22 protein-coding genes, 1 pseudogene and 1 riboswitch are annotated in these 25373 nt (G+C 39.9%); of the genes and pseudogenes, 13 read left to right on the forward strand and 10 right to left on the reverse strand.

Annotated features, from left to right (window positions below):
- Window positions 1–73: 73 nt before the first annotated feature.
- Both A3GE_RS0107050 and A3GE_RS0107055 read right to left on the reverse strand, forming a co-directional pair.
- Window positions 74–511: pseudogene (locus A3GE_RS0107050) on the reverse strand (tetratricopeptide repeat protein); the annotation flags it as partial.
- A gap of 92 nt (window positions 512–603) precedes the next feature.
- On the reverse strand, window positions 604–1326 hold the full coding sequence (locus A3GE_RS0107055) for a YwiC-like family protein (protein ID WP_026215427.1): 723 nt from the start codon (window positions 1324–1326) through the stop codon (window positions 604–606).
- Between the two features lie 112 nt (window positions 1327–1438).
- On the opposite strand from A3GE_RS0107055, the gene A3GE_RS0107060 reads away from it, so the two are divergent.
- From A3GE_RS0107060 to gyrA, 4 genes are all read left to right on the forward strand, one after another.
- On the forward strand, window positions 1439–1789 hold the full coding sequence (locus A3GE_RS0107060; protein ID WP_018356557.1) for a RidA family protein: 351 nt from the start codon (window positions 1439–1441) through the stop codon (window positions 1787–1789).
- Window positions 1790–1888: 99 nt separating this feature from the next.
- Entirely contained in the window at window positions 1889–2290 is a 402-nt protein-coding gene (locus A3GE_RS0107065; RefSeq protein WP_018356558.1) for a Z-ring associated ZapG family protein, read from the forward strand.
- Between the two features lie 174 nt (window positions 2291–2464).
- Complete coding sequence (locus A3GE_RS0107070) at window positions 2465–3856, forward strand: DegQ family serine endoprotease (protein ID WP_018356559.1); 1392 nt, start codon at window positions 2465–2467, stop codon at window positions 3854–3856.
- Window positions 3857–4002: 146 nt separating this feature from the next.
- A complete protein-coding gene (gene gyrA, locus A3GE_RS0107075; RefSeq protein ID WP_018356560.1) occupies window positions 4003–6645 on the forward strand; it encodes a DNA topoisomerase (ATP-hydrolyzing) subunit A in 2643 nt (880 codons plus the stop codon).
- Between the two features lie 58 nt (window positions 6646–6703).
- Here gyrA and A3GE_RS12045 read toward each other — a convergent pair whose 3' ends face one another.
- Window positions 6704–6847, reverse strand: coding sequence for a hypothetical protein (locus A3GE_RS12045; RefSeq protein WP_018356561.1), 144 nt, complete (start codon window positions 6845–6847; stop codon window positions 6704–6706).
- 158 nt (window positions 6848–7005) lie between these two features.
- A riboswitch (PreQ1 riboswitch) is annotated at window positions 7006–7050 on the forward strand.
- A 4-nt stretch (window positions 7051–7054) separates the two neighbouring features.
- On the opposite strand from A3GE_RS12045, the gene queC reads away from it, so the two are divergent.
- From queC to rnb, 6 genes are all read left to right on the forward strand, one after another.
- Window positions 7055–7738 carry a 7-cyano-7-deazaguanine synthase QueC gene (gene queC, locus A3GE_RS0107085; RefSeq protein ID WP_018356562.1) on the forward strand — a complete coding sequence of 228 codons (684 nt, stop codon included), beginning with the start codon at window positions 7055–7057 and terminating at the stop codon, window positions 7736–7738.
- Complete coding sequence (gene queD / locus A3GE_RS0107090; RefSeq protein WP_018356563.1) at window positions 7731–8156, forward strand: 6-carboxytetrahydropterin synthase QueD; 426 nt, start codon at window positions 7731–7733, stop codon at window positions 8154–8156. Before queC ends, queD begins: the two co-directional genes overlap by 8 nt.
- Window positions 8157–8162: 6 nt before the next feature.
- Complete coding sequence (locus A3GE_RS0107095; RefSeq protein ID WP_018356564.1) at window positions 8163–8792, forward strand: 7-carboxy-7-deazaguanine synthase QueE; 630 nt, start codon at window positions 8163–8165, stop codon at window positions 8790–8792.
- A gap of 114 nt (window positions 8793–8906) precedes the next feature.
- On the forward strand, window positions 8907–9662 hold the full coding sequence (locus A3GE_RS0107100; RefSeq protein WP_026215428.1) for a Nif3-like dinuclear metal center hexameric protein: 756 nt from the start codon (window positions 8907–8909) through the stop codon (window positions 9660–9662).
- Between the two features lie 93 nt (window positions 9663–9755).
- Window positions 9756–10544 carry an enoyl-ACP reductase FabI gene (locus A3GE_RS0107105; RefSeq protein WP_018356566.1) on the forward strand — a complete coding sequence of 263 codons (789 nt, stop codon included), beginning with the start codon at window positions 9756–9758 and terminating at the stop codon, window positions 10542–10544.
- A gap of 64 nt (window positions 10545–10608) precedes the next feature.
- Window positions 10609–12588 (forward strand): exoribonuclease II, encoded by a 1980-nt coding sequence (gene rnb / locus A3GE_RS0107110; protein ID WP_018356567.1) that lies wholly within the window; start codon window positions 10609–10611, stop codon window positions 12586–12588.
- Between the two features lie 71 nt (window positions 12589–12659).
- On the opposite strand, the gene A3GE_RS0107115 is transcribed toward rnb, so the two are convergent.
- Together A3GE_RS0107115 and A3GE_RS0107120 are read right to left on the reverse strand one after the other, a co-directional pair.
- Window positions 12660–12965, reverse strand: a complete 306-nt coding sequence (locus A3GE_RS0107115; protein ID WP_136126033.1) for an FtsZ/tubulin family protein — start codon at window positions 12963–12965, stop codon at window positions 12660–12662.
- Window positions 12966–13092: 127 nt separating this feature from the next.
- Entirely contained in the window at window positions 13093–13482 is a 390-nt protein-coding gene (locus A3GE_RS0107120) for a hypothetical protein (RefSeq protein WP_136126034.1), read from the reverse strand.
- Between the two features lie 362 nt (window positions 13483–13844).
- Here A3GE_RS0107120 and cas9 point away from each other — a divergent pair, with 362 nt between their 5' ends.
- Genes cas9 through cas2 form a run of 3 tightly spaced genes read left to right on the forward strand, consistent with a single transcriptional unit; the run spans window position 13845 to window position 18303 of the window.
- Entirely contained in the window at window positions 13845–17012 is a 3168-nt protein-coding gene (cas9, locus tag A3GE_RS0107125) for a type II CRISPR RNA-guided endonuclease Cas9 (protein ID WP_018356570.1), read from the forward strand.
- Between the two features lie 54 nt (window positions 17013–17066).
- Window positions 17067–17984 (forward strand): type II CRISPR-associated endonuclease Cas1, encoded by a 918-nt coding sequence (gene cas1 / locus A3GE_RS0107130; protein WP_018356571.1) that lies wholly within the window; start codon window positions 17067–17069, stop codon window positions 17982–17984.
- Window positions 17977–18303, forward strand: a complete 327-nt coding sequence (gene cas2, locus A3GE_RS0107135) for a CRISPR-associated endonuclease Cas2 (RefSeq protein ID WP_018356572.1) — start codon at window positions 17977–17979, stop codon at window positions 18301–18303. Before cas1 ends, cas2 begins: the two co-directional genes overlap by 8 nt.
- Before the next feature lie 406 nt (window positions 18304–18709).
- Here cas2 and yfbR read toward each other — a convergent pair whose 3' ends face one another.
- The 5 genes from yfbR to recC are packed head-to-tail and all read right to left on the reverse strand — an operon-like array spanning window position 18710 to window position 25360.
- On the reverse strand, window positions 18710–19303 hold the full coding sequence (gene yfbR, locus A3GE_RS0107140) for a 5'-deoxynucleotidase (protein ID WP_018356573.1): 594 nt from the start codon (window positions 19301–19303) through the stop codon (window positions 18710–18712).
- A 7-nt stretch (window positions 19304–19310) separates the two neighbouring features.
- Window positions 19311–20333, reverse strand: coding sequence for an outer membrane-stress sensor serine endopeptidase DegS (gene degS, locus A3GE_RS0107145; protein WP_018356574.1), 1023 nt, complete (start codon window positions 20331–20333; stop codon window positions 19311–19313).
- The gene (gene ribD / locus A3GE_RS0107150; protein ID WP_018356575.1) at window positions 20334–21455 is read right to left on the reverse strand and encodes a bifunctional diaminohydroxyphosphoribosylaminopyrimidine deaminase/5-amino-6-(5-phosphoribosylamino)uracil reductase RibD; all 1122 of its coding nucleotides are present in this window, start codon (window positions 21453–21455) and stop codon (window positions 20334–20336) included.
- 2 nt (window positions 21456–21457) lie between these two features.
- Window positions 21458–21907 carry a transcriptional regulator NrdR gene (gene nrdR, locus A3GE_RS0107155; RefSeq protein WP_018356576.1) on the reverse strand — a complete coding sequence of 150 codons (450 nt, stop codon included), beginning with the start codon at window positions 21905–21907 and terminating at the stop codon, window positions 21458–21460.
- A gap of 57 nt (window positions 21908–21964) precedes the next feature.
- Window positions 21965–25360: an exodeoxyribonuclease V subunit gamma gene (gene recC, locus A3GE_RS0107160; RefSeq protein WP_018356577.1), complete on the reverse strand. Its 3396-nt coding sequence runs from the start codon at window positions 25358–25360 to the stop codon at window positions 21965–21967.
- Window positions 25361–25373 lie beyond the last annotated feature (13 nt).

Raw genomic sequence — 25373 nt, forward strand, 5'->3', positions numbered from 1 at the left:
AAATCTCACGATAAATTAATGCAGCAAGAGGTTTATTCATTGAAGTGCCTATCCCTTCTTCATAATAAATGCCCAAACGCAATTTGGCAGCGGGATTCTCCAAACCTGTGGCTTTTTTGACCCATTCAAAAGATTTTGTTTCATCTTTTTGCTTTAGGTAAATTTCAGCCAACATCATCATAGCATCTAAATCTTTTGCTTTTGCGGTGGTTTCAAATAATTTTATGGCTTGTGGGNTATTTTTTTTCACATAATCGCCACTGTAATACATCATCGCCAGATTATTAATGGCTCGAATGCTTCCCATCTCTGCCGCTTCACTAAACCACCAATAAGCCTTTTCTTTGTTTTTCTCTACACCGCGACCAAGGTTATAAAGCATCCCTAAATTACCCTGTGCTTGGACATTTCCTTCCAAAGCGAGAGGTTGCATAATTTCAAATACGGATCGCCAATCCTGTTTGTTAGCAAAATCCTGTGCGATATTCATACGTTGTTGATCCGTCAATTTGTCTTTCATTTTCGCTTCTTCGGCATAACTCGAAAAAGTGTTTGAAAGTCCCCAAAGTGCGGTAAAAATAACGAGAGTTTTTTTCATCAAATTCATCCTGTTAATGTGCCGAGTAAAAGAAGTATAAAGAAAATAGCCGTTATTAAGAACTCCGTTAGACCAACCTGTTTAACAGAAAGTTTCTTACTCGGTAAATAAATTGCACGAACCCAACCGACAAAAAATGCCAATGCGAGATAAAACTGCCCTGTTCCGGCAAAATACGCTGAAAGGAAAGAGTGAAAAAGAATAGATGCCCGTAAATATTTCCGATTTTTCCGTTCACGCATCATTGATTTTACATAAATTATCGTGCCGATAAAAAACAATGAAGGGTAAATGGCAACCCACCAAATTTTCATATCAAAAGTGCGCTCGGAAAAATAATATGCTCCCATTCCAGCAAGGGCAAAAATCGCAATACCTGCAAGATCATTCAATAAATTACGTTCATCTTTTTGTTTAATGTAATAAATATTCACGCAAACAAAAGGCAACATTGCCACAATAAAGTAAAGAATTTGCCAATTATAAAATAATGCGGGGAGAGCAAAAACAAGCGTTGCAGCCCCATAAATGAGCGTCCATTTTTGATATTGTTTGATGTTTTTACCTTTAAATAAATTTAAAAAAGGATAAGACATCAAATAAAGCGAGAACCATGAAATTAATAAAAAGGCATGAGCCCACACAGGATGGCTAAGCAACATTCCATAAAAGAAAGGTAATAATGCCATAACAATAGCACCATACTGATTAGAAATTAAGAGTTTCATATTAGACATAAGTGAGAATAATTATCGAATATTCTACTCCGGTAAACTCGAATTTACAAAGCCTTAGCCACCCTTTAGAATACAACCGGTCTAGTTTTTGAAGGAAAATATTATGACGATCAAACGAATTCATCCCAGCGAACGTTTTTGCGAAATTTCTATTTATAACGGAATTGCCTATTTTGCCGGACAAGTACCGGAAGAAACCCTTGAAAAAAATGCTTACGAGCAAACGAAAGAAGTACTTTCTCTCATTGATAAATTACTTGCAGAAATCGGCTCTCACAAAGGCAATATTCTCAATGCGCAGATCTTTCTTGCCGATATGCAAGATTATGCCCAATTAAACCAAGCATGGGATGAATGGGTTGATCGATCAAATCCGCCAAGCCGTGCAACTGTTGAAGCAAAATTAGCCGTGCCGGAATGGAAAGTGGAAATTGTGATTACAGCGGCGGTTTAAATATTAAATTTGTGATCCATAGCAAAGAAATTTTTTTTCATTTTTCTTACAATTCAAACACCTTTTTATAATTATAAATAACAAGTGTAAGGAGTAATTATGCAAGCATGGACAACTGAAATGTGGCAAACTGCCGGGATAGGTTTAACTGTCGGCGTTATCCTCGGCTATTTAATTTTACGTTTAACCAAAGGATCGGTAAAACAACAAGTTCAAACGGAAACCGAGCTGAAAGCGGTGAAAGCCCGGCTTGAAACCCAAAATGAGCAACTCGAAAAACATTTCGCGGAAAGCGCTGAGTTGTTTAAAACTCTTATTAGCGATTATCAAAAACTCTATCGCCATTATGCCAATTCTTCCAACGCTTTATTAGGAGAAAACCCGAAAGGTTTATTTACGCAACAATTAATCACTGCCACTGATAAACCGCAAAATGAACCTCCTCTTGATTATTCCGAAGGCTCGTCAGGGCTGCTTAAAACGGAAAAAGAAAATCATTAAATAGTTCTAAATACGGTCAGAAAAAACAATTTCAATTCTGACCGCACTTTTTTAATTTTTTTTCTCAAATACCTTGTTTTTCTTGAACATTTTATTTATTCCTTTGTCTGATGAAACACCATTAGGTATGAACCTTTCTCTTTCATAAGAAAGATTGTTTTACTTGGAGACTATATGAAAAAAAGACATTTTATATTAAGCAGCATTGCATTAGGTTTAGGCGTTTTAGGTACATCTGTGAGTACGCAAGCAAACTTGCCAAGTTTTGTTATCCAACAAAACAGCCTTGCCCCGATGCTTGAAAAAGTACAGCCTGCGGTGGTTACGATATCCGTGGAAGGCAAAGCAAAAAATAGCGGTCGTTCTTTCCTTCCTGATGATATTCCTGAGGAATTTAAATTTTTCTTTGGCGATCAGTTTGCCGAACAATTTGGCAATCGTGGCAGTGGTCGACACTTTCGTGGCTTAGGTTCCGGTGTGGTGATTAATGCAGATAAAGGTTATGTATTAACCAATAACCATGTGATTAATGATGCCGATAAAATCAACGTAGCCTTACAAGATGGGCGTGAATTTAAAGCAAAATTAGTAGGGAAAGATGAACAATCGGATATTGCACTGATTCAAATTGAAAAACCATCAAATTTGACCGCACTTAAATTTGCCGATTCCGACAAATTACGTGTAGGCGATTTCACCGTTGCTATCGGTAATCCATTTGGATTGGGACAAACCGTAACTTCCGGCATTGTTTCCGCACTCGGGCGTTCAACAGGTTCTGACAGTGGCGCTTATGAAAACTATATTCAAACCGATGCAGCAGTAAACCGTGGTAATTCCGGCGGTGCATTGGTGAATTTAAATGGAGAGTTAATCGGGATCAATACGGCAATTATCTCTCCAAGCGGTGGTAATGCCGGAATTGCATTTGCTATACCAAGTAACCAAGCCCATAATATCGTTCAACAAATCTTAGAATTTGGTGAAGTGCGTCGTGGTTTACTCGGTATTAAAGGCGGTGAATTAAATGCTGATTTAGCTAAAGCCTTTAACGTAAATGCACAACAAGGTGCGTTTGTAAGCGAGGTATTGCCTAACTCTGCCGCAGAAAAAGCCGGAATCAAAGCAGGCGATGTAATTACCGCAATGAATGGTCAGAAAATTTCAAGCTTTGCTGAAATGCGGGCAAAAATAGCTACTTCCGGTGCGGGTAAAGAAATTGAGCTAACCTATTTACGTGATGGCAAATCACAGAATGTGAAAGTCAAATTACAAGCGGATGATGGTAAAGGTCAGAGCGCAAGCAGCATTGAATTGCGAGCCCTAGATGGCGCAGAATTAAATAACTACAATGCGAAAGGGATAAAAGGGATTGAAATCAGTAAAGTTCAACCTAACTCCCTTGCAGCTCAACGTGGTTTAAAAGCCGGTGATATTATCATTGGCGTAAACCGCCAAGCGGTAGAATCAACCCAAGATTTACGTAAAGTTTTAGAAGAAAAACCTTCCGCTGTGGCACTAAATATCTTGCGTGGAGAAAATAATTTCTACTTATTAGTACAATAAATTTAAAAGTGCGGTCTCTTTGACCGCCATTTTATCAAAACGGTGTTTTATCAAAGATAAGCACCGTTTTTTCATGGGAAAAACTAGGGAAAAATCCTCTCTTATGCTATAATTTCCGCAATTTTTTGATCAAAAAAGGAATACTCATGACGGATTCAATTCAATCCTCAATTACCCCTGTCAATATTGAAGAAGAACTCAAATCCTCCTACCTTGACTATGCGATGTCCGTGATTGTCGGACGTGCCTTACCCGATGTACGTGACGGTTTAAAACCCGTACACCGCCGTGTGTTGTTTTCTATGGATCGTGAAGGCAATACGGCAAATAAAAAATATGTCAAATCTGCTCGCGTAGTGGGGGATGTGATCGGTAAATATCACCCTCATGGTGATTCTGCCGTTTACGATACAATCGTCCGTATGGCACAGCCGTTCTCACTTCGTTATATGTTGGTGGACGGGCAAGGTAACTTTGGTTCGATTGATGGCGATGCACCGGCAGCAATGCGTTATACCGAAGTACGTATGCAAAAAATCACTCAAGCCTTACTTACGGATTTAGATAAAGAAACCGTCAATTTCTCGCCAAACTATGATGGCGAATTAATGATTCCTGATGTATTGCCTACCCGTATTCCGGCACTGCTTGCAAACGGCTCATCCGGTATTGCCGTAGGGATGGCAACCAATATTCCTCCTCATAATCTCAATGAAGTATTAAACGGTTGCCTGGCTTATATTGATAACAACGACATCACTATTGATGAATTAATGCAATATATTCCCGGTCCTGACTTCCCTACTGCCGCATTGATCAATGGTCGTAAAGGTATTGAAGAAGCCTATCGTACCGGTCGTGGTAAAGTGTATGTTCGTGCTCGTGCAACGGTTGAAACCAATGATAAAGGGCGTGAACAAATTATTGTGTCCGAATTGCCTTATCAAGTTAACAAGGCAAAATTAGTGGAAAAAATTGCCGAGCTTATTCGCGAGAAAAAAATTGAAGGAATCAGCAATATTACCGACCTTTCAAACAAAGAAGGGATTCGTATTGAGATTGACATCAAACGCGATGCTGTAGGTGAAGTGGTATTAAACCACCTTTATTCGCTCACCCAAATGCAAGTGACCTTCGGGATCAATATGGTTGCGCTGGATCACGGTCAGCCACGTTTATTTAATCTGAAAGAAATCATTGAAGCCTTTGTGTTACACCGCCGTGAAGTGGTCACTCGTCGCTCAATTTTTGAACTTCGTAAAGCCCGTGAACGTACCCATATTTTAGAAGGCTTAGCGGTGGCGCGTTCTAATATTGATGAAATGATCGCCATCATTCGCAATTCCAAAAACAGAGAAGAAGCCGCTAATGCCATTAGCTCCCGTTCTTGGGCATTACACACAGATATTATTAACTTACTTGATATCACCGCCCGTCCGGATGATCTTGAGGAAGGATTGGGTATTCAAGGCGAACAATATTATTTATCACCAGCGCAAGTCAATGCAATTTTAGAACTTCGCTTACACCGTTTAACCGGTATCGCTTTTGAAGAAGTGGTGAAAGAATACCAAGAATTATTGGTGAAAATTGCCGATCTTCTTCATATTTTAGGCAGCGCAGAACGTTTAATGGAAGTGATCCGTGAAGAATTGGAAGAAGTGAAATCACAGTTTGGTGATGAACGTTTAACTGAAATTACCGCAGCTTCAGGAGATATTGATTTAGAAGATCTTATCGCTCAAGAAGATGTGGTGGTGACACTTTCCCATGAAGGCTATGTGAAATATCAACCACTAACCGATTATGAAGCCCAACGCCGTGGCGGAAAAGGAAAATCAGCGACAAAGATGAAAGAAGAAGATTTCATCGAAAAACTCTTGGTTGCCAATACCCACGACACCATTCTCTGTTTCTCAAGCCGTGGGCGTTTATATTGGTTAAAAGTGTATCAACTCCCACAAGCCAGCCGTGGCGCACGCGGTCGTCCAATTGTAAACATTCTACCGCTACAAGAAAATGAACGTATCACCGCAATCTTGCCGGTTTCCGCTTATGAAGAAGATAAATTTGTAGTAATGGCAACGGCAGGCGGAATTGTGAAAAAAATTGCCCTCACCGAATTCAGCCGTCCACGTTCAAGCGGCATCATCGCCTTAAATTTACGTGATGAAGATGAGCTTATCGGTGTGGATATTACCGACGGCAGCAACGAAATTATGTTGTTCTCTTCTCAAGGTCGAGTGGTGCGTTTCTCAGAAACCGCCGTACGTGCAATGGGACGCCTAGCCACAGGGGTTCGAGGAATAAAACTCGCATTAACCAATGATATGTCGGAAGATGAAAGTGCGGTCGAAATTGAAGAAGTTTCTGATGAAAACACAGAAGATACTTTAGATCTCAATATCGACAAAGTGGTTTCCTTGGTGATTCCAAAAGGCGAAGGCGCAATCTTGACCGCAACCCAAAACGGTTACGGTAAACGCACACAATTAAGCGAATATCCGACAAAATCCCGTAATACGAAAGGGGTAATTTCTATTAAGGTGAGTGAACGTAACGGTAAAGTCGTAGCAGCAACTCAAGTGGAAGAAACCGATCAAATTATGCTGATCACCGATGCCGGTACGTTAGTTCGTACCCGTGTAAGTGAGGTCAGTATTGTAGGTCGCAACACCCAAGGGGTACGCCTAATCCGCACCGCCGAAAATGAAAATGTTGTTAGTCTTGAGCGTGTATGTGATGTAGATGAAGAGGAAATATCACAGGATTCCGATACTGAACAATAACTCTAAGCAATAAAAAAGTGCGGTTAAAATTAACCGCACTTTTTTCAATGTTTGTGCCTTAACGATTTACACCCCAATGACGGGTGTCTTTATCAAATTTCATCCCGGAATGAGATCCTTCCGAACCATTAAAATACACATCTTTGTTGGCACAAGCAGAAATAATCAATGCTCCCACAACAACGAATAATAATTTTTTCATGACATCTACCTTTGTTTACTATGATCAAATCGCTCCGGATTATAGCATAATCCAACAACTTTCAGGCAATAATAATGATTTCCCTCCGGCGTATTTTTATTTACGCCGAAAATGCAAAGTCTCTTGATAAAATCCTTTATCCCTTCTAAAATGCTCCCTCTTATGTAGTTCGCAAACCTCCTACACAAAAAAACTAGGTACAACATCATGAATATTTCAAACCCAAATCACAATCGAAAGGCGGTTGTGATCTTTTCAGGCGGGCAAGATTCCACCACCTGTTTATTCCAAGCCATTGCCGATTACGGCAAGGAAAATGTCGAAGCAATCACTTTTCAATACGGTCAGCGTCACGCTATTGAGCTAGAAAAAGCACAGTGGATCGCCCAAGATCTTGGCATCAAACAAACTTTAATCGATACCTCCGTCATAAAAGCCATTACCCATAACGCCCTCATGGATAAACAGGCGAAAATCGAACAAAAAAATAATGAAATCCCCAATACCTTTGTCGATGGTCGAAACGCACTATTTTTACTTTATGCGGCAATTTATGCAAAGGGGCAAGGTATTCAAGATATCATCACAGGTGTATGTGAAACGGACTTTAGCGGCTATCCGGATTGCCGTGATGTATTCATCAAGTCTATGAATGTGACCCTTAACCTCGCCATGGATTATCCCTTCACGATTAAAACACCCTTAATGTATCTCACCAAAGCCCAAACTTGGCAACTCGCTGATGAATTGGGCGTGTTAGATTATATACGCACCCACACTCATACCTGCTACGAAGGCATCGAAGGCGGTTGTAGGCAATGCCCAAGTTGTCGATTACGCAATCAAGGGTTATGGGAATATCTCGCACAAAAGGGGGAACGCAATGTTTAAAATTTCCAAAGAATTTAGTTTTGATATGGCGCATTTATTAGACGGTCACGATGGAAAATGTCAAAACCTGCACGGTCACACTTATAAATTACAGGTAGAGATTATGGGCGATTTGTCCCCACTTGGTGCTAAAAAATCTATGGTGATTGATTTTTCCGATCTCAAAACTATTGTCAAAAAAGCCATTTTAGAGCCAATGGATCACGCCTTTATTTATGATGAAACCAACGAGCGTGAAAGTAAAATCGCCAAATTGTTACAAGAGGTTGATTCCAAAATCTTTGGCGTACCTTTCCGCACAACCGCTGAAGAACTCGCTCGTTTTATTTTTAATCGCTTAAAATATGATGAAAAACTTGCGGTTTCCACCATTCGATTATGGGAAACCCCTACTTCTTTTTGTGAGTATTCGGAGTAAAGTGCGGTGAAAAATCAAGCTGTTTTAGAACCGCACTTTAATATTGTGGAAATTTTTGAAAGCCTACAAGGGGAAGGTTTCAACACCGGTATGCCCAGTATTTTTGTACGTTTTGGTAAATGCAATCTTGCCTGCCCCTGGTGCGATACAGCGTATAATCAATTTGAACGTCAATCCGCCTCGCAAATTCTGGCAAAAGTGCGGTCATTTTCCGCAAAGAATATCATCATCACCGGTGGCGAACCCACTATCGTGCCGCATATTGAATACTTACTCGAACAATTCAAACAAGCAGGCTATTTTCTTGCCATTGAAACAAACGGCTTAAAATCCGTTCCGCCACAAATTGATTACATCGCCACCAGCCCTAAACGACTTTATTCACACAAATACGGAAAACAATGTATTGCCTTTGCTAATGAGGTGCGTATTGTCGTGGATGAAAATATCCTGCCTTTCTGTGAATTGATCGAGCAAAAAATTCAGGCTGAACATTACTATCTTTCCCCTTGTGAAGTAGAAGGGAAAATGAATTTACTGGAAACCATCACCCAGTTAGGCAAACTCAATCAGCGCACCAACAAACCCAAATGGCAATTAAGTTTACAAACCCATAAATTAGTGGGGATTGAATAAAACACAATCGGAAAAATAAGGCGGCTACAATTCACTCACTAAATGTTTTGGGCTAGCCATTTTTTGTTAAATTTCGTACTATACGCCATCTTTTTCTCATTTTTTTCTTTGACGATGAATCATCTTGAACTTGAACAACTTCTTAACCAAACCCTCAATTCAAACCAAATTTCCGACTATGCGCCAAACGGTTTACAAGTCGAGGGTAAAGCAAATATCAAAAAAATCGTTACCGGCGTAACGGCAAGCCAAGCGTTAATCGATTATGCCGTCAGCCAGCAAGCAGACGCCCTCCTCGTCCATCATGGCTATTTTTGGAAAAGCGAAAATCCCTGTATTCGGGGAATGAAAGGCAAACGTATTAAAACCCTGTTAATCAATGACATTAATTTATATGGCTATCACCTGCCTTTAGATGTGCATCCTGAATTAGGTAACAATGCACAACTTGCTAAACTGTTAGGGATTGAAAATCTACGCCCACTTGAAAATAACACACCAAGTATTCCTGTTTGGGGCGAGTTAAATCAACCGGTAACGGCAGAGGAATTTGCCTTACGCATTGAACAAGTCCTTCACCGAAAACCTCTAATTTGCACGGAAAACGGACCGCACTTTATCTGTAAAATAGGAATTTGTAGCGGAGGCGGACAGGGCTACATCGACTTGGCAGCGGCACAAGGTTGTGATGCCTTTATTACAGGCGAAGTATCAGAACAAACCATTCATTCCGCCCGTGAGCAAGGGATACATTTTTTTGCCGCCGGTCATCACGCCACCGAACGTTACGGCATTAAAGCATTAGGCGAATGGCTGGCGAAAGAATATGGCTTTAATGTGGAATTTAAGGATATTGATAATCCGGCGTAGTATACTGGTTCAACCAAAAAGCCGTTTCGTTGCTCAAAATAGGCAAAACAGGTATAATCCACACAATTTTTCATTCAACCAATAGGAAAAAATATGGGTTTCTTAACAGGTAAACGAATTTTAGTCACCGGTCTTGCAAGCAATCGTTCTATTGCTTACGGGATTGCAAAATCAATGAAAGAACAGGGCGCAGAGCTTGCGTTCACTTATTTAAACGAAAAATTACAACCGCGTGTAGAAGAATTTGCCAAAGAATTTGGTTCTGACATCGTGCTTCCTTTAGATGTAGCGACTGATGAAAGTATTCAAAACTGCTTTGCCGAATTAAGCAAACATTGGGATAAATTTGACGGTTTCGTGCATGCTATTGCCTTTGCACCGGGCGATCAATTAGACGGTGATTATGTGAATGCCGCTACCCGTGAAGGTTATCGTATTGCTCACGATATCAGTGCATATAGTTTTGTGGCAATGGCACAAGCCGCACGTCCTTATTTAAATCCGAATGCGGCATTACTCACCCTTTCTTACTTAGGGGCTGAACGTGCAATCCCGAACTACAATGTTATGTGTTTGGCAAAAGCCTCATTAGAAGCGGCAACTCGTGTAATGGCAGCTGATTTAGGTAAAGACGGTATTCGTGTGAATGCCATTTCTGCAGGTCCAATCCGCACCTTAGCTGCATCAGGCATTAAAAACTTCAAGAAAATGCTTTCTGCCTTTGAGAAAACGGCCGCATTACGCCGCACAGTGACAATCGAAGATGTGGGTAACTCCGCTGCGTTTTTATGTTCCGATCTTGCTTCCGGTATTACAGGCGAAATCGTTCATGTTGATGCCGGTTTTAGTATCACCGCAATGGGCGAATTAGGTGAAGAATAATTTTCATCTCATTTATTTTGGGCAGACTTTTAGGTCTGCCTTTTCTCTTTTTTAAAATATAACTATGTTCCAAGACAATCCACTACTCGCACAACTCAAACAACAAATTCACGAAAGCAAAGAACGCGTTGAAGGTGTGGTAAAAAGCACCGATAAAGCCTATGGTTTTTTAGAATGTGACAAGAAAAGCTATTTTATCTCCCCGCCAGCCATGAAAAAAGTGATGCACGGGGATAAAATTACCGCCACCATTGAAAAGCAAGGCGATAAAGAACAAGCGGAGCCGGAATCCTTAATTGAACCCATGCTGACCCGTTTTATTGCCAAAGTGCGGTTCAATAAAGACAAGAAATTACAAGTATTGGTGGATCATCCAAGTATTAATCAACCTATTGGTGCACAACAAGCCAAGTCTGTAAAAGAAGAATTGCAAGAAGGAGATTGGGTGGTGGCCAATTTGAAAACCCACCCATTACGGGATGATCGCTTTTTCTATGCCACTATTAATCAATTTATCTGCCGTACTGAAGATGAGTTTGCCCCTTGGTGGGTCACCCTCGCCCGTCACGAACAATCCCGTTATCCGGTACAAGGCGCAGATCACTATGAAATGCTTGATCGACAAGCCCGTGAAGATTTGACCGCACTTCATTTTGTTACTATTGACAGTGAAAGCACACAGGATATGGACGATGCTCTCTATATCGAACCCATTGAGCAAAATGGGGAGCAAATCGGTTGGAAATTAGTGGTAGCAATTGCCGATCCCACCGCCTATATCGCCCTTGATTCACAAATTGAAAAAGATGCAAAACAACGTTGTTTCACCAATTACCTCCCCGGTTTTAATATTCCAATGTTGCCACGAGAGCTTTCCGATGAACTTTGTTCTTTAATAGCAAATGAAACCCGCCCTGCCCTAGTTTGCTATATTGAAACGGATTTGCAAGGCAACATCACCGAAAAACCGCATTTTGTTTCGGCTTATGTGCAATCCAAAGCTAAACTTGCCTATAACAAGGTATCTGATTATTTAGAACAAGCCCCCGATGCGTGGCAACCGGAAACTGCTGAAATCAACGAGCAAATTCAACGTTTACACCAATTCACACTAGCACGTATCAACTGGCGTAAAACCCATTCGTTGTTATTCAAAGAAAAACCGGATTATTCTTTTGTGCTGGCTGAAAACGGAAAAGTGCAAGAAATCAAAGCAGAACACCGCCGCATTGCCAATCAGATTGTGGAAGAATCCATGATTATTGCGAATATTTGTGCAGCACAGTTCTTAAACGAACAAGCTCAAACGGGTATTTTCAATACGCATAGCGGTTTTGATAAAAAATTCTTGGAAAACGCCCGTCATTTCTTAATGGCAAATTTAGCCACTGAAGAAAATCAAGCAGAACTGAATGAGCGTTACTCAGTGGAAAATTTATCAATTCTGAATGGCTATTGCCAAATGCGTCACGATATTGAACCTATTGAAGGGGACTATTTAGAGTTACGCTTACGCCGTTATTTAACCTTCGCTGAATTTAAAGCGGAGTTATCCCCGCACTTTGGTTTAGGTTTGGAAGGCTACGCCACTTGGACATCACCAATTCGTAAATATTCTGATATGGTGAATCACCGCTTAATCAAAGCCGTACTTACCCAACAACCTTGTGAAAAACCACAAGATGACGTGTTGGCACGCCTACAAGAGGCCCGCCGCCAAAACCGCCTCGTAGAGCGTGATATTGCCGATTGGTTATATTGTCGCTATCTTGCAGACAAAGTGGCTGAAAATGCTGAATTTGATGCAGAAGTGCAAGATGTGATGAGAGGCGGATTACGGGTGCAATTATTAGAAAATGGAGCTTCTATGTTTGTTCCGGCTTCAACCCTTCACAATAATAAAGAGGAAATCCAAGTAAATTCCGATGAACTCGCTCTTTATATTAAGGGTGAACGCACATACAAAATTGGTGATATTGTGCGCGTGAAGCTCACGGAAGTGAAGGAAGCCACCAGAAGTATTGTAGGTTCTGTGGTGATATAATATAAGTTCCGGAATAAAAAATGGCGTTTAAAAACGCCATTTCTGTTTGGGAAATTGACCGCACTTTTCTATCAGATTATCACTGCCGTACTTACGAGGATTCCTTGTAAATCCATATCGAGAGATGTTCCCACGACAACCGTTGTATCCTCCCCTATTTCTTGCCACAGAATACGACTAATTTCTGTAAACTCTTCAAAGGTCATATCCACTCCAGCTTTAATATTCATTAAGCAAGATTTTGCTTGTTTATTAATATAAGAGGATTGTTCCATTAAATTATTCATCACGTCTTTTGCCGCCATTTCAGCCCGACTGGATTTATCATCTCCTGCTTGATAACTACTTGCAATTACCGTGATGTCAAATTCGGGCAAAATATCGGCAGAAAGTTCAAAGGTGGAATAGAAAGAATATGGCGAAGATCTATCATAAAAATCTCGTTGTTATCATTTTTTCCGATAAGATAAATAGTTTCTGCCTTATCAAATAATCCCAATGGGCTCATTTGTTGCGTATGAAATGTACTGGTTGCTTACACTCATAAATAAGTGAGTTAAGTTGTCCAATAATTTTAGGATCAAAATTAGACTGAGAGGAATAACAAATACGCACATTACGCATCCACATTTTTTCAGGTGCATATTGATTACCGAAACACAATACCACATTCGCATCGTTAAAAAGCGGTGTCATAGCACGTATTAAATTACTCGGAACTTTATCGGCTAATTCTTTTTCTGCAATCTTGAGAAACACCGCTTGCGAACCACTTAACGAAGACATTGGCAATGATGAAGAGTATCGAGAATAACCATAGGGCTGAGCGCGCGTATCACATTCACTTTCGTATTCTTCCGCTAACTTTTTTAGAACTCGCTGAACGGTTCTCAAACTTTTATCAAAACCTTGAGTCCGTAGCGAATGATACAACTCACTTGCCGTTATCTTTGAACGGTAAGGAATCAGTTTTAATAATGTAAAATAGAAAAAAAGTTATCTTTATCAGAAAAGCGAGCCATATGATAATAGTCGAAAGAGTATGAATAGTTAAAAAGATGCCTCTTGAAACCGAAATTTCAAGAGGCAGAGCTTTGCGAGAAATTCATCTCTTATTGTAACAACGTTTTTCATTTCGCAGTGCTATTACAACGGGTAGAATTCTAATTATTTGTTTTTCGCAAGTCAAGCTGGAAATATTGAAAGAAATTGATAGAATCCAATCGTTTAATGTTCAAATAGAATAAGGATCTTGTATGCAAAATAATCCATTAAATTACATTTTAGGGTTAGATTTAGGCATTGCTTCTATTGGTTGGGCGGTTGTGGAAATTGATGAGGAGAGTTCACCTATTCGCTTAATTGATGTGGGCGTCCGTACATTTGAACGGGCTGAAGTCGCTAAAACCGGCGAAAGTTTAGCATTGTCTCGTCGTTTAGCTCGTTCATCACGGCGATTAATTAAACGCCGAGCAGAGCGATTAAAAAAAGCAAAACGTTTATTAAAAGCAGAAAAGATTTTACATTCTATTGATGAAAAATTACCCATTAATGTTTGGCAGCTTCGAGTAAAAGGATTGAAGGAAAAACTCGAACGTCAGGAGTGGGCAGCGGTTTTATTACATTTGTCAAAGCATCGTGGCTATTTATCACAACGTAAAAATGAGGGTAAAAGTGATAATAAAGAGCTGGGGGCATTACTTTCAGGTATCGCAAGTAACCACCAAATGTTGCAATCCTCCGAATATCGTACCCCTGCAGAAATTGCAGTCAAAAAATTTCAAGTAGAAGAAGGACATATTCGTAATCAACGTGGATCTTATACCCATACCTTTAGCCGTTTGGATTTGTTGGCAGAAATGGAATTATTATTTCAACGCCAAGCTGAGTTAGGCAATTCTTACACGTCCACCACATTATTAGAAAATTTGACGGCGTTACTAATGTGGCAAAAGCCAGCTCTTGCGGGTGATGCGATTTTAAAAATGTTGGGCAAGTGTACCTTCGAACCCAGCGAATATAAAGCCGCAAAAAATAGTTATTCTGCTGAACGTTTTGTGTGGTTAACCAAGCTGAATAATTTACGCATTTTAGAAAATGGCACGGAAAGAGCTTTAAATGACAATGAACGTTTTGCTTTGCTTGAGCAACCGTATGAGAAATCAAAATTAACTTATGCTCAAGTGAGAGCAATGCTTGCGTTATCTGATAATGCTATTTTCAAAGGGGTTCGTTATTTAGGCGAAGATAAAAAAACAGTAGAGAGCAAAACTACGTTGATAGAAATGAAGTTTTATCATCAAATCCGCAAAACATTAGGCAGTGCAGAATTAAAAAAGGAATGGAATGAGTTAAAAGGCAATTCCGATTTATTAGATGAGATTGGCACGGCATTTTCGTTGTATAAAACGGATGATGATATTTGCCGTTATTTAGAGGGAAAACTACCAGAAAGGGTATTAAATGCGTTATTGGAAAATTTAAATTTCGATAAATTTATTCAACTTTCACTTAAAGCCTTACACCAAATTTTACCATTGATGCTGCAAGGGCAACGTTATGATGAGGCGGTTTCTGCGATTTATGGTGATCATTATGGTAAAAAATCGACAGAAACAACCCGCTTGTTGCCGACTATTCCTGCCGATGAAATCCGAAATCCTGTGGTATTACGCACCCTGACCCAAGCCCGTAAAGTGATCAATGCGGTGGTGCGGTTATATGGTTCGCCTGCCCGTATTCATATTGAAACAGCGAGAGAAGTCGGCAAATCTTACCAAGATCGTAAAAAACTTGAAAAACAGCAAGAAGATAATCGTAAGCAACGTGAAAGTGCGGTCAAAAAATTTAAAGAAATGTTTCCGCATTTTGTGGGGGAGCCGAAAGGTAAAGATATTTTAAAAATGCGATTGTATGAGTTACAACAAGCGAAATGTTTATATTCTGGAAAATCTTTAGAACTTCATCGTTTGCTTGAGAAGGGGTATGTAGAAGTGGATCACGCTTTGCCATTTTCTCGCACGTGGGATGATAGCTTTAATAATAAAGTACTGGTGCTTGCCAACGAGAACCAAAATAAAGGCAATTTAACGCCTTATGAATGGTTAGATGGTAAAAATAACAGTGAGCGTTGGCAACATTTTGTTGTACGAGTACAAACCAGCGGTTTCTCTTATGCTAAAAAACAACGCATTTTGAACCATAAATTGGATGAAAAAGGGTTTATCGAACGTAATTTAAACGATACTCGCTATGTAGCTCGTTTCTTATGTAACTTTATTGCCGATAATATGTTGTTGGTTGGTAAAGGCAAGCGAAACGTGTTTGCTTCAAACGGGCAAATCACGGCGTTATTGCGGCATCGTTGGGGCTTACAAAAAGTGCGTGAACAGAATGATCGCCACCACGCACTGGACGCGGTTGTGGTGGCTTGCTCTACTGTGGCAATGCAACAAAAAATCACTCGATTTGTGAGATATAACGAAGGAAATGTCTTTAGCGGTGAACGTATCGATCGTGAAACTGGCGAGATTATTCCATTACATTTTCCAAGCCCTTGGGCTTTTTTCAAAGAGAATGTGGAAATTCGCATTTTTAGTGAAAATCCAAAATTGGAATTAGAAAATCGCCTGCCTGATTATCCGCAATATAATCACGAATGGGTGCAACCATTGTTTGTTTCGAGAATGCCAACCCGAAAAATGACAGGGCAAGGGCATATGGAAACGGTAAAATCCGCAAAACGATTAAATGAAGGTTTAAGTGTGTTAAAAGTCCCTTTAACACAACTTAAATTGAGTGATTTAGAACGAATGGTTAATCGTGATCGTGAAATTGCATTGTATGAATCCTTAAAAGCACGTTTAGAGCAATTTGGTAACGACCCAGCCAAAGCCTTTGCCGAACCATTCTATAAAAAGGGTGGGGCATTAGTCAAAGCAGTCCGATTGGAACAAACACAAAAATCGGGGGTATTAGTACGTGATGGTAACGGTGTTGCGGATAATGCTTCAATGGTACGGGTTGATGTTTTTACTAAAGGTGGAAAATATTTCTTAGTGCCGATTTATACTTGGCAGGTAGCGAAAGGGATTTTACCGAATAGGGCTGCGACACAAGGTAAAGATGAAAATGATTGGGATATTATGGATGAAATGGCTACTTTCCAATTTTCTCTATGTCAAAATGATCTAATTAAATTAGTTACCAAAAAGAAAACAATCTTTGGATATTTTAATGGATTAAATAGAGCTACTAGCAATATAAATATTAAAGAGCATGATCTAGATAAGTCTAAAGGGAAATTAGGTATTTACTTAGAAGTTGGTGTAAAACTAGCTATTTCCCTTGAAAAGTACCAAGTCGACGAACTCGGCAAAAATATCCGTCCTTGTCGTCCGACTAAACGACAGCACGTGCGTTAATTTAATCCCTGCACTTTAACAAGTGTGGGGATTTTTGTATTTAAGGAACAATCTATGACGTGGCGTAGTATTTTAATTAGCAAGGGCGGTAAACTTTCTTTGCAGAAAAATCAAATGTTGATACAGCAAGAGAGCAATGAATTTACTGTACCTTTGGAAGATATTGCGATTGTGGTGGTGGAAAGCCGAGAGACGGTCATTACGATTCCGCTGTTATCGGCTTTTGGTTTATACGGTATTACGTTGTTAACTTGTGATGAGCAGTTTTTACCTTGTGGTCAGTGGCTGCCATTTAATCAATATCATCGACAGCTTAAAACGTTGAAATTACAGCTAGAAGCTAGCTTGCCACAAAAAAAGCAACTTTGGCAGAAAATTGTGCAACAGAAAATTCTTAATCAAGCCAAAGTATTGAGTATTTGCACATTTCAAGTGGCATCCGACCGCTTGTTTAAAATGGCAGAGCAAGTGAAATCGGGTGATAAAGATAACCTAGAAGCACAAAGTGCGGTCATTTATTTTCAAACTTTGTTTGGTAAAGGCTTTAAACGCACCGAAGATGAAAATGCAGTAAACAGTGCATTGAATTACGGCTATACCGTCATGCGTTCAGCTGTAGCTCGAGCATTGGTTTTGTATGGTTGGCTACCGCAAATTGGCTTGTTTCATCATAGTGAGCTGAATGCGTTTAATCTTGCCGATGATTTTATTGAGCCGTTTCGTCCCTTGGTAGATTTATTGGTGATACAACTGGCGAATGAAGATAGATTATCTATAAACCTATCACCTATCCTAAAGCAGCGTTTAATAAAAGTTCTGAATTACCAACTATTGTTTAAACAAGAAAAAGTAAATACGTTAACCGCAATTGATAGAATGGTTGGCACTTTGCAAGCTGCATTAATTAGTAAAAAGGCCCATTTGCTAAAATTACCGGAAATTCTACCGCTTGCGGAGCATCAATATGAGTGAGAATATTTTCATGCGTATGATAGTATTATTCGATTTACCGGTTACTACTAAGGCAAAAATGCGAGCAGCAAATCAATTCCGCCAATTTTTACTTAAGGATGGATATCAAATGCTACAACTATCTATTTACACAAGAATTGTAAGAGGAAGAGATTCAATGGAAAAGCATCATAAAAGATTAGTCGCAAATTTACCGGAAGAAGGTTCAATTCGCTGCATTGCTATCACAGAAAAGCAATTTGCTAATATGGAAATTTTAGTTGGAGAGAAAAAATTACAAGAAAAAAAGGTCAATTCTAATCAACTTCTATTGTTTTAAACTGTTTTTTCTTTTGATAAAAAAGCCTTGGACCCTTACAGTTCAAGGCTTTTTGCTCTCCATATTATAGCACTGCGAAATGAAAAAGGGAGCTACAACTAATTCGACCACCAATATTCGTACCTGCGAATTATAGCACTGCGAAATGAAAAAGGGAGCTACAACTAATGTGTGCAAGTTAAGAGGTTATATACCATTATAGCACTGCGAAATGAAAAAGGGAGCTACAACCTCAAGTGTGAGTAAATCAATCGGCTTGTTATTATAGCACTGCGAAATGAAAAAGAGTGACAGATTTTAAAAGTATTCAAGTTGATGAAAATTTGACTCTTCACATCAAAATCTTTTCTACTTATTAAATAAAGTATCAAAAACAGCCTCATTCTCAACCGCACTTTTCTCTAAATCACAACGCAATCTCATCCAAAGAGCGTCCAAAACTTGGCATAAATACCTGTAAGAAATAATCCATTTCTTTGCTGTGCCACTGTTGCATAAGGGCTTCAAGTCTGGTTTTAGCGGTTTTAAATTCTTGATTGCCATTATCCAGTTCAAACTGGGCTTTAATATAGGCACAAATGAGGTCGGCTTGTTTGACTAGATGCTTCTCTTCATCCGAAAAAGTTTCGCTGTCTAGGTAAGAAGCGAAATCTTCTTGTAATTCTTGAGGGAGAAGGCTGATCAAATGGAGTTCTGCTGCACTCTCAATCTGTTTATAGGCTTGGGTAATTTCAGGGTTGAAATATTTTATGGGGGTCGGTAAATCACCGGTAAAAATTTCAGAAGTATCATGATACATCGCAATCACAGCAATGCGTTCCGAATTAACCTTGCCACCAAAAAATTTATTTTTGATAATCGCTAATGCCTGTGCCACAAATGCGACTTGCAGGCTATGTTCTGCAAGATTTTCTTTTTCAATATTACGCATTAGCGACCAACGTTGGATCAAACGCAATCGATCTAAACAGGCAAAAAAATGACTGGTTTTAATTTCCATATCACCTCTAATTAGACGGAAGCTCTTCCACCATCACAGATAAATCAAATACCCGTCCCAAACGCATCACTGTCACCGTCACTCTTGTATTAGGCTTGGTATTAGAGATAATTTGCATCATTTCACGGGTTGAAATTCCCTCTTGATTATTAAGTTTTAAAATAACATCACCCACTTGAATGCCTGCTTTAGATGCTGGGCTATTCGGGGTAACGCCTGTAATCAAAATTCCTTGTTCTGCACTGGAATTAATCTCACTTTGTACACCAAAATAGCCTCGAATTACCCGTCCATCACGAATAATTTTATGCAATACATCATTTGCGATATCCATTGGAATAGCAAAATTCAACCCTTCGGCTATTTCGGTTGAGGTTTTACCAATGCTCAATGTACTAATACCGACTAATTCACCGGCGGAATTAATTAATGCCCCACCTGAATTACCACGATTAATTGAAGCGTCCGTTTGAATAAAATTTTGTCGACCAAGGGAATCCCCTACCGCACTTCGCCCCACGGCACTAATAATCCCCTGAGAAACACTTTGTCCAAGATTATAAGGATTGCCAATCGCCAGAGCCACATCTCCCACATGAACTTGGCGATTCGCATTTTGTGGGATAGTGGAAAGATTATCGGCATGAATTTTCAACACCGCAAGATCCGTCAAATTATCGGAACCGATGAGGTTTGCTTCATAAATATTGCCATTTTGGAGTGCTACAACGATTTGATCCGCATTTTGAATCACGTGTTTATTAGTGAGAATATAGCCGTCTTTACTCATGATCACGCCAGATCCCAAATTATTCACTTGCAGTTGATCATTATCATCAATACTGGCTGAAGAGAAAGAGCGATTATACACATTTACCACTGCAGGCGATGCGATACGTACCGCATTTTTAAAAGAAACAATATCATCAGAGGTAAAAATGTTGCTGCTATTTATTCTTGGCACAGCAAAGAGAATTATTCCGGCTGCGGCTAATCCCCAAAGAGCAGAATAAAAAAGTTTTCTAAGCATTTAAGATCCTTTTGGTGTGTAAATTAATTTTATGTCATCACCAATTTGTTGAACTTTGTCAAGTTGCCACAGAGGGGCATCGGCTAATTGTGTTAAATGAGGCAAACTGCACAGACTACGGGCTTTTTCGCCTAATAATTTCGGGGCAATATAAAGGATCAATTCGTCCACCAATTTTTGTTCAATCAAGCTACCGGCTAAATTTTTTCCTGCCTCGCTCCAAAGGGTATTAATTTGACGTTTGCCTAATTCAATCATTAATTCGGATAAGAGATTCTCTTTAGGTAAAATAATTTGTTCACAAAAATCGGGAAAATTCGCCAGATCACGCGCTTCACTTGAGACCAACCACACCGGAGCGTCTGTTTCAAATAATTTATGGCTTGGCTGAATACGATGTTGCGAATCTAAAATAACACGCACCGGCTGACGTAGCGTATCTTTCACATATTCTTTTTTGAGATCATTGGAAAAATCTTCCCAACGTACATTTAAACTGGGATTATCGGCTAAAACAGTGGCAGACGTGGATAAAAGTGCGGACGATTTTGCCCGCATTTTTTGCACATCTGCACGTGAGGCTACTCCGGTAATCCATTTGCTTTCTCCGCTTGCCATGGCAGTTTTACCATCAAGACTCATGGCTAATTTGAGTTGGACAAAAGGCTTTCCTTCCCTCATACGCTTTAAAAAACCTTTGTTGAGTTTTTCCGTAGAATCCTTTAATAAATTGACCGCACTTTCAATGCCCGCTTCAGCAAGCATTTTCAATCCCTTACCCGCCACTTGTGGATTAGGGTCTTCCATCGCAGCGATCACTTTCACAACCCCTGCTTCAATCAAACCTAATGCACAAGGTGGCGTTCGGCCATAATGGGAGCAAGGTTCCAAAGTAACATAAGCAGTTGCGCCTTTTGCTTTTTCACCCGCTTGTGCAAGAGCAACCCGTTCCGCATGGGGCTGCCCCGCCTTAAAATGAAAACCTTCCCCCACTATCTCACCATTCTTAACCAAAACACAGCCCACGGCAGGATTCGGCGTGGTGGTATAAACGCCTTTTGCCGCTAAATCCAAAGCTCGTTGCATAAATTGATAATCTTGAGCGGTAAATTGATCCGACATAATTAATCCTTTAGGCTTTCAATTTCCTTGGTAAACTGGTTGATATTATCAAAACTCAAATATACCGAAGCAAAGCGAATATAGGCTACTTTATCTATTTCTTTTAATTCATTCATTGCCAATTTACCGACTAATTGGCTCGGCACTTCACGCTCACCGGTAGCACGTAATTGCAAAATAATATGACTAATCGCTTTTTCCACATCATCCGAACTTACCGGGCGCTTTTCCAAAGCATGCTGAATACCACTACGAAGCTTATCTTCATTAAAAGGCTCCCTTGAGCCATCACTTTTAATAATTTTAGGTATGACCAATTCGGCAGTTTCAAACGTAGTAAAACGCTCATGACAATGACCGCACTCACGGCGGCGGCGAACTTGATAACCATCCGAGACTAATCGGCTATCAATAACCTTTGTCTCTTCAGTGGAACAAAATGGGCAGTGCATAGGGTATCCTCCTAAAAATGGGTATCTATCTTAGCAAAAAAAGTCTATTTTGACGATTCACTTCATTCCTTTATTCAAGGATTTTGGATCATTTTTTGCAAATAATACGCCAAACCAATCTGTTGTTTGTTTTAGCAATACCAGCAAGTTTTCCCGATTTTCAAATTTCATAGTTTGCGCTAACAAACGCGCCCAATAAGGATCCGCTTTTTTCTTATAGTTGCCCCGTTTCTCATCTTCCGCCAATTTTTGTAGCGTCGTCAAAATTCCATCAAAATCGACCGCACTTTCATCTTTTATAATGAAATCCGATATTTTCCCTACGGTAGGAATTGGTTGAATTTCCACCTGACTTTGTAAATAAGCCTGTACATAGATTTGCAATTGTGCCAATGCGGTTTCATATGATACTTGAGGAAATTCAATCACTTGATCTTTAGTGATTAATTTGGGCGGTATTGCCGTTTTTTGAGTGATACATTGAATTAAATAATAAAGCCAAGGGCGGATACGATAACGATCTTTGTAGCTGGCAAAATGCCATTCAATCACCTGTTGTGTATCATTGAAAAGATTATCCATATAACCAAACAAGCGAATAGCCTGTTCTTTTTCTTGCCAAGTAACATTCAGCGTAAAATCAACCGAACGATGAGCCGGCTCGCCGAGATCAACAATTTTTTCCTTAAATTCCAGCACGATATTACGGGTATTTTCCGCTGCCACCCGCCCAAATTGAGCACGAGGTAGCACTCCTTTTACTGTGGCTTGTGCGAAATATTTATCAAATTGTTGTTCATCTGCATATACCAAATCATTATTGAGCCTATAGTTATCCAATCCGTCCAGAGTGAAATTCTCACTATCGGCAATGCGATCATCTTCATCACGGAAATACACACCAAGTTGTTTTTCAAAGAAAAATTTTACAGGGTTTTCCACAAATCCCACTAAACGCTCCAGCTCAATTTCCGTTATCTTTTCTTGATGTTCCATCATCGAGGCAAACTCTTTTGGCTCAGCCTGCCCACCATCTTTTGCCATAGGTAACCATTTCGTGGCAAAAGAGCGGTTGAAATTACCCTCATTTTTGAAATTGCTAGGGCTGAATGCCGTCATTGCGTGCTGTTGAACCTGTAACCTCTGCTCATCCCTTTGATTTATGTAGTCGAGCAGTTGACTCACCAATACGGAAGGTTCCCTCGTTTGGTTATCAATAATGGAACGCCCGATATAGCTGATATAACAGTAATCACGTGCGGCAAGCAGAGCCTCAAGGAATAGATAACGATCATCATCACGGCGGACACGGTCGCCTTTTTGATGGTGATACTGCATCAAATCAAAACTGTTTGGCGTTTGCGTACGCGGATAATCCGCCTCATTCATTCCCAGTAAACACACCACTTTGAAAGGAACAGCCCGCATCGGTAGCAAAGTACAAAAATTCACTTTGCCTGCTAAAAATTTCAAGCTATTCGGGGATTCTTCCAGCTTGGTGGTCATTACATCGGCTATCACATCCACTTGCAAAGATAAATCAAAATGAATTGAGGTGAGCTGCTGCACCACCTCGTTAATTTTCTCTTGAATATAAAATAGGGTGTCATTGGTTTGTTCATTTTGTGCAAAGAAATCCGTCAAAAGTGCGGTTAATATTTCATGCCATTTTTCTATTGGGTGGGCTTGCTGGAGCGTTTTATGCCAATGAGAAAGAACAGTGAAAAAACGTGACAATTTCCCCGCCAATAAGCCTTTTAAACCATAGCTACTATCAAAACCTAGGCAATCTTGCCAAATCCCATGCTCTTCACGCATCGCATAGCCTAATACCATACGTTCTAAACCGGCCTGCCATGAATTGAAATTAATTCCCTCTTGGTTTTTCTGCAAACCAAAACGAATGCCCGCATCCGAGATCCATTCTCGTACTAAAGGTAAATCGGAAAGGGAGATATCAAAACATTCACGCAATGCAGGAATATCTAAGAAAGTCAGTATTTCTTCTGCACTAAAGGCACTTTCTTTTAAGCGTAATAATGCCAAATAACAGGAAACCAACACATCACTTTCCGATAATTTATTATCCGAAATGGAAAAGGGGATCAGAGGTGTTTCACCATTTTTCTGACCGAAAACCGCTTGAATATAAGGGGTATATTGGTTAATGTCCGCCACCATCATCACCACGTCTTTCGGCGTGAGTGTCGGCTCTTGGTTGAATAAATGCAACAGATAATCTTGCAACACTTCCACTTCCCGCATGGCACTATGGCAGGCATGCACGGTCAAAGAGCGATCATTTTTTTCAATGTTTAAGGGCTGATTTTCTAAATGCAAAATATGAGATTGCAATTGACCAAGCAAGGTCGAGGCTGAAATCTCTTCATAAGCATTCACTGAGTAAGTGGGAATCCGCTCTTCATCCCGAATCAATGTATAAAGAAAATCACGCCCCATTTTTCCCCAAGCTGCCAACAACGGGTTACCGGTTTGCAAGTGTTCATTATGATAAGTGGTTTCGACCAATCCTTGCTGCAAGGCAGTGCGTTGTTCTTCTGAAAAGAGCGGTTGAATTTCAGCGTTTTTTTGATAGTTTCGACGTGTACGGCTAGAAAGATAGTCCATACGCAAATCACGGATATCACCCCAATATTCTTGGCTGGGATTATTAAAAAAGAGGTGAATATCTACTTCCGATGACATGGCTTGCAAAATAGACAGATAGGCAGTCGGTAATGCCGGAATACCAAAAATAAAAAGGCGGCTTGGCAATTTTTTCGATTGATTTTTATTATTTAATAAAGCAAGAAATTGCTCGTGTAAAGCCGCGCGGTGAGTAGCATTCTCCCCCATATCGGCTTTAATATCCGAAACTAAAGCACGCCACAATACCCCTTGCCATGCTACATTACCAAGAATTTGTTGTAACAAAGTTTCATTTAAATGAGCCTGTTGCGTCTTAATTTGTGTGACAATGCCCTCGTCTTCTCCTTTTTCCCAAGCAAAAATCCATTCGGGACGATAAACCAAATATTGGTCAAAAAGATCTGCGATCTTGCGGCTTAATTGATAACATTTGTATTGTTCGGAATGAGGCGAGGAAGCCAAATAATGACGCAACGGAGAAAACTCTTCCCTTCCTAAAAAATCGGGCATAAGCCTCATTAAACGCCACATCATTGAATCTTTATCAAAAGGATTTTGCAACGAAACCGCCGGCAGATTATCCGCATAAAGTTGCCAAATGAAGGTTGCCGGCATGGGAAAAGCTAAATGGGCAGAAACGCCATTTTTCTTTGCCAATTCCATCTGTAACCATTGTGCCATACCGGGACTTTGCACCAAGATAATATCTTGCTGAAAAGGGTCCTCTCGCGGAAGAGTTTTGAATAATTCGGCAAGAATATCTTTCTGTTTTTCAAGTTGGTTGGAATAGTAAACAATAAACACAATGGCAACCTAT

The organism is Rodentibacter pneumotropicus DSM 21403, from assembly GCF_000379905.1.
Classification (GTDB): Bacteria; Pseudomonadota; Gammaproteobacteria; order Enterobacterales; family Pasteurellaceae; genus Rodentibacter; species Rodentibacter pneumotropicus.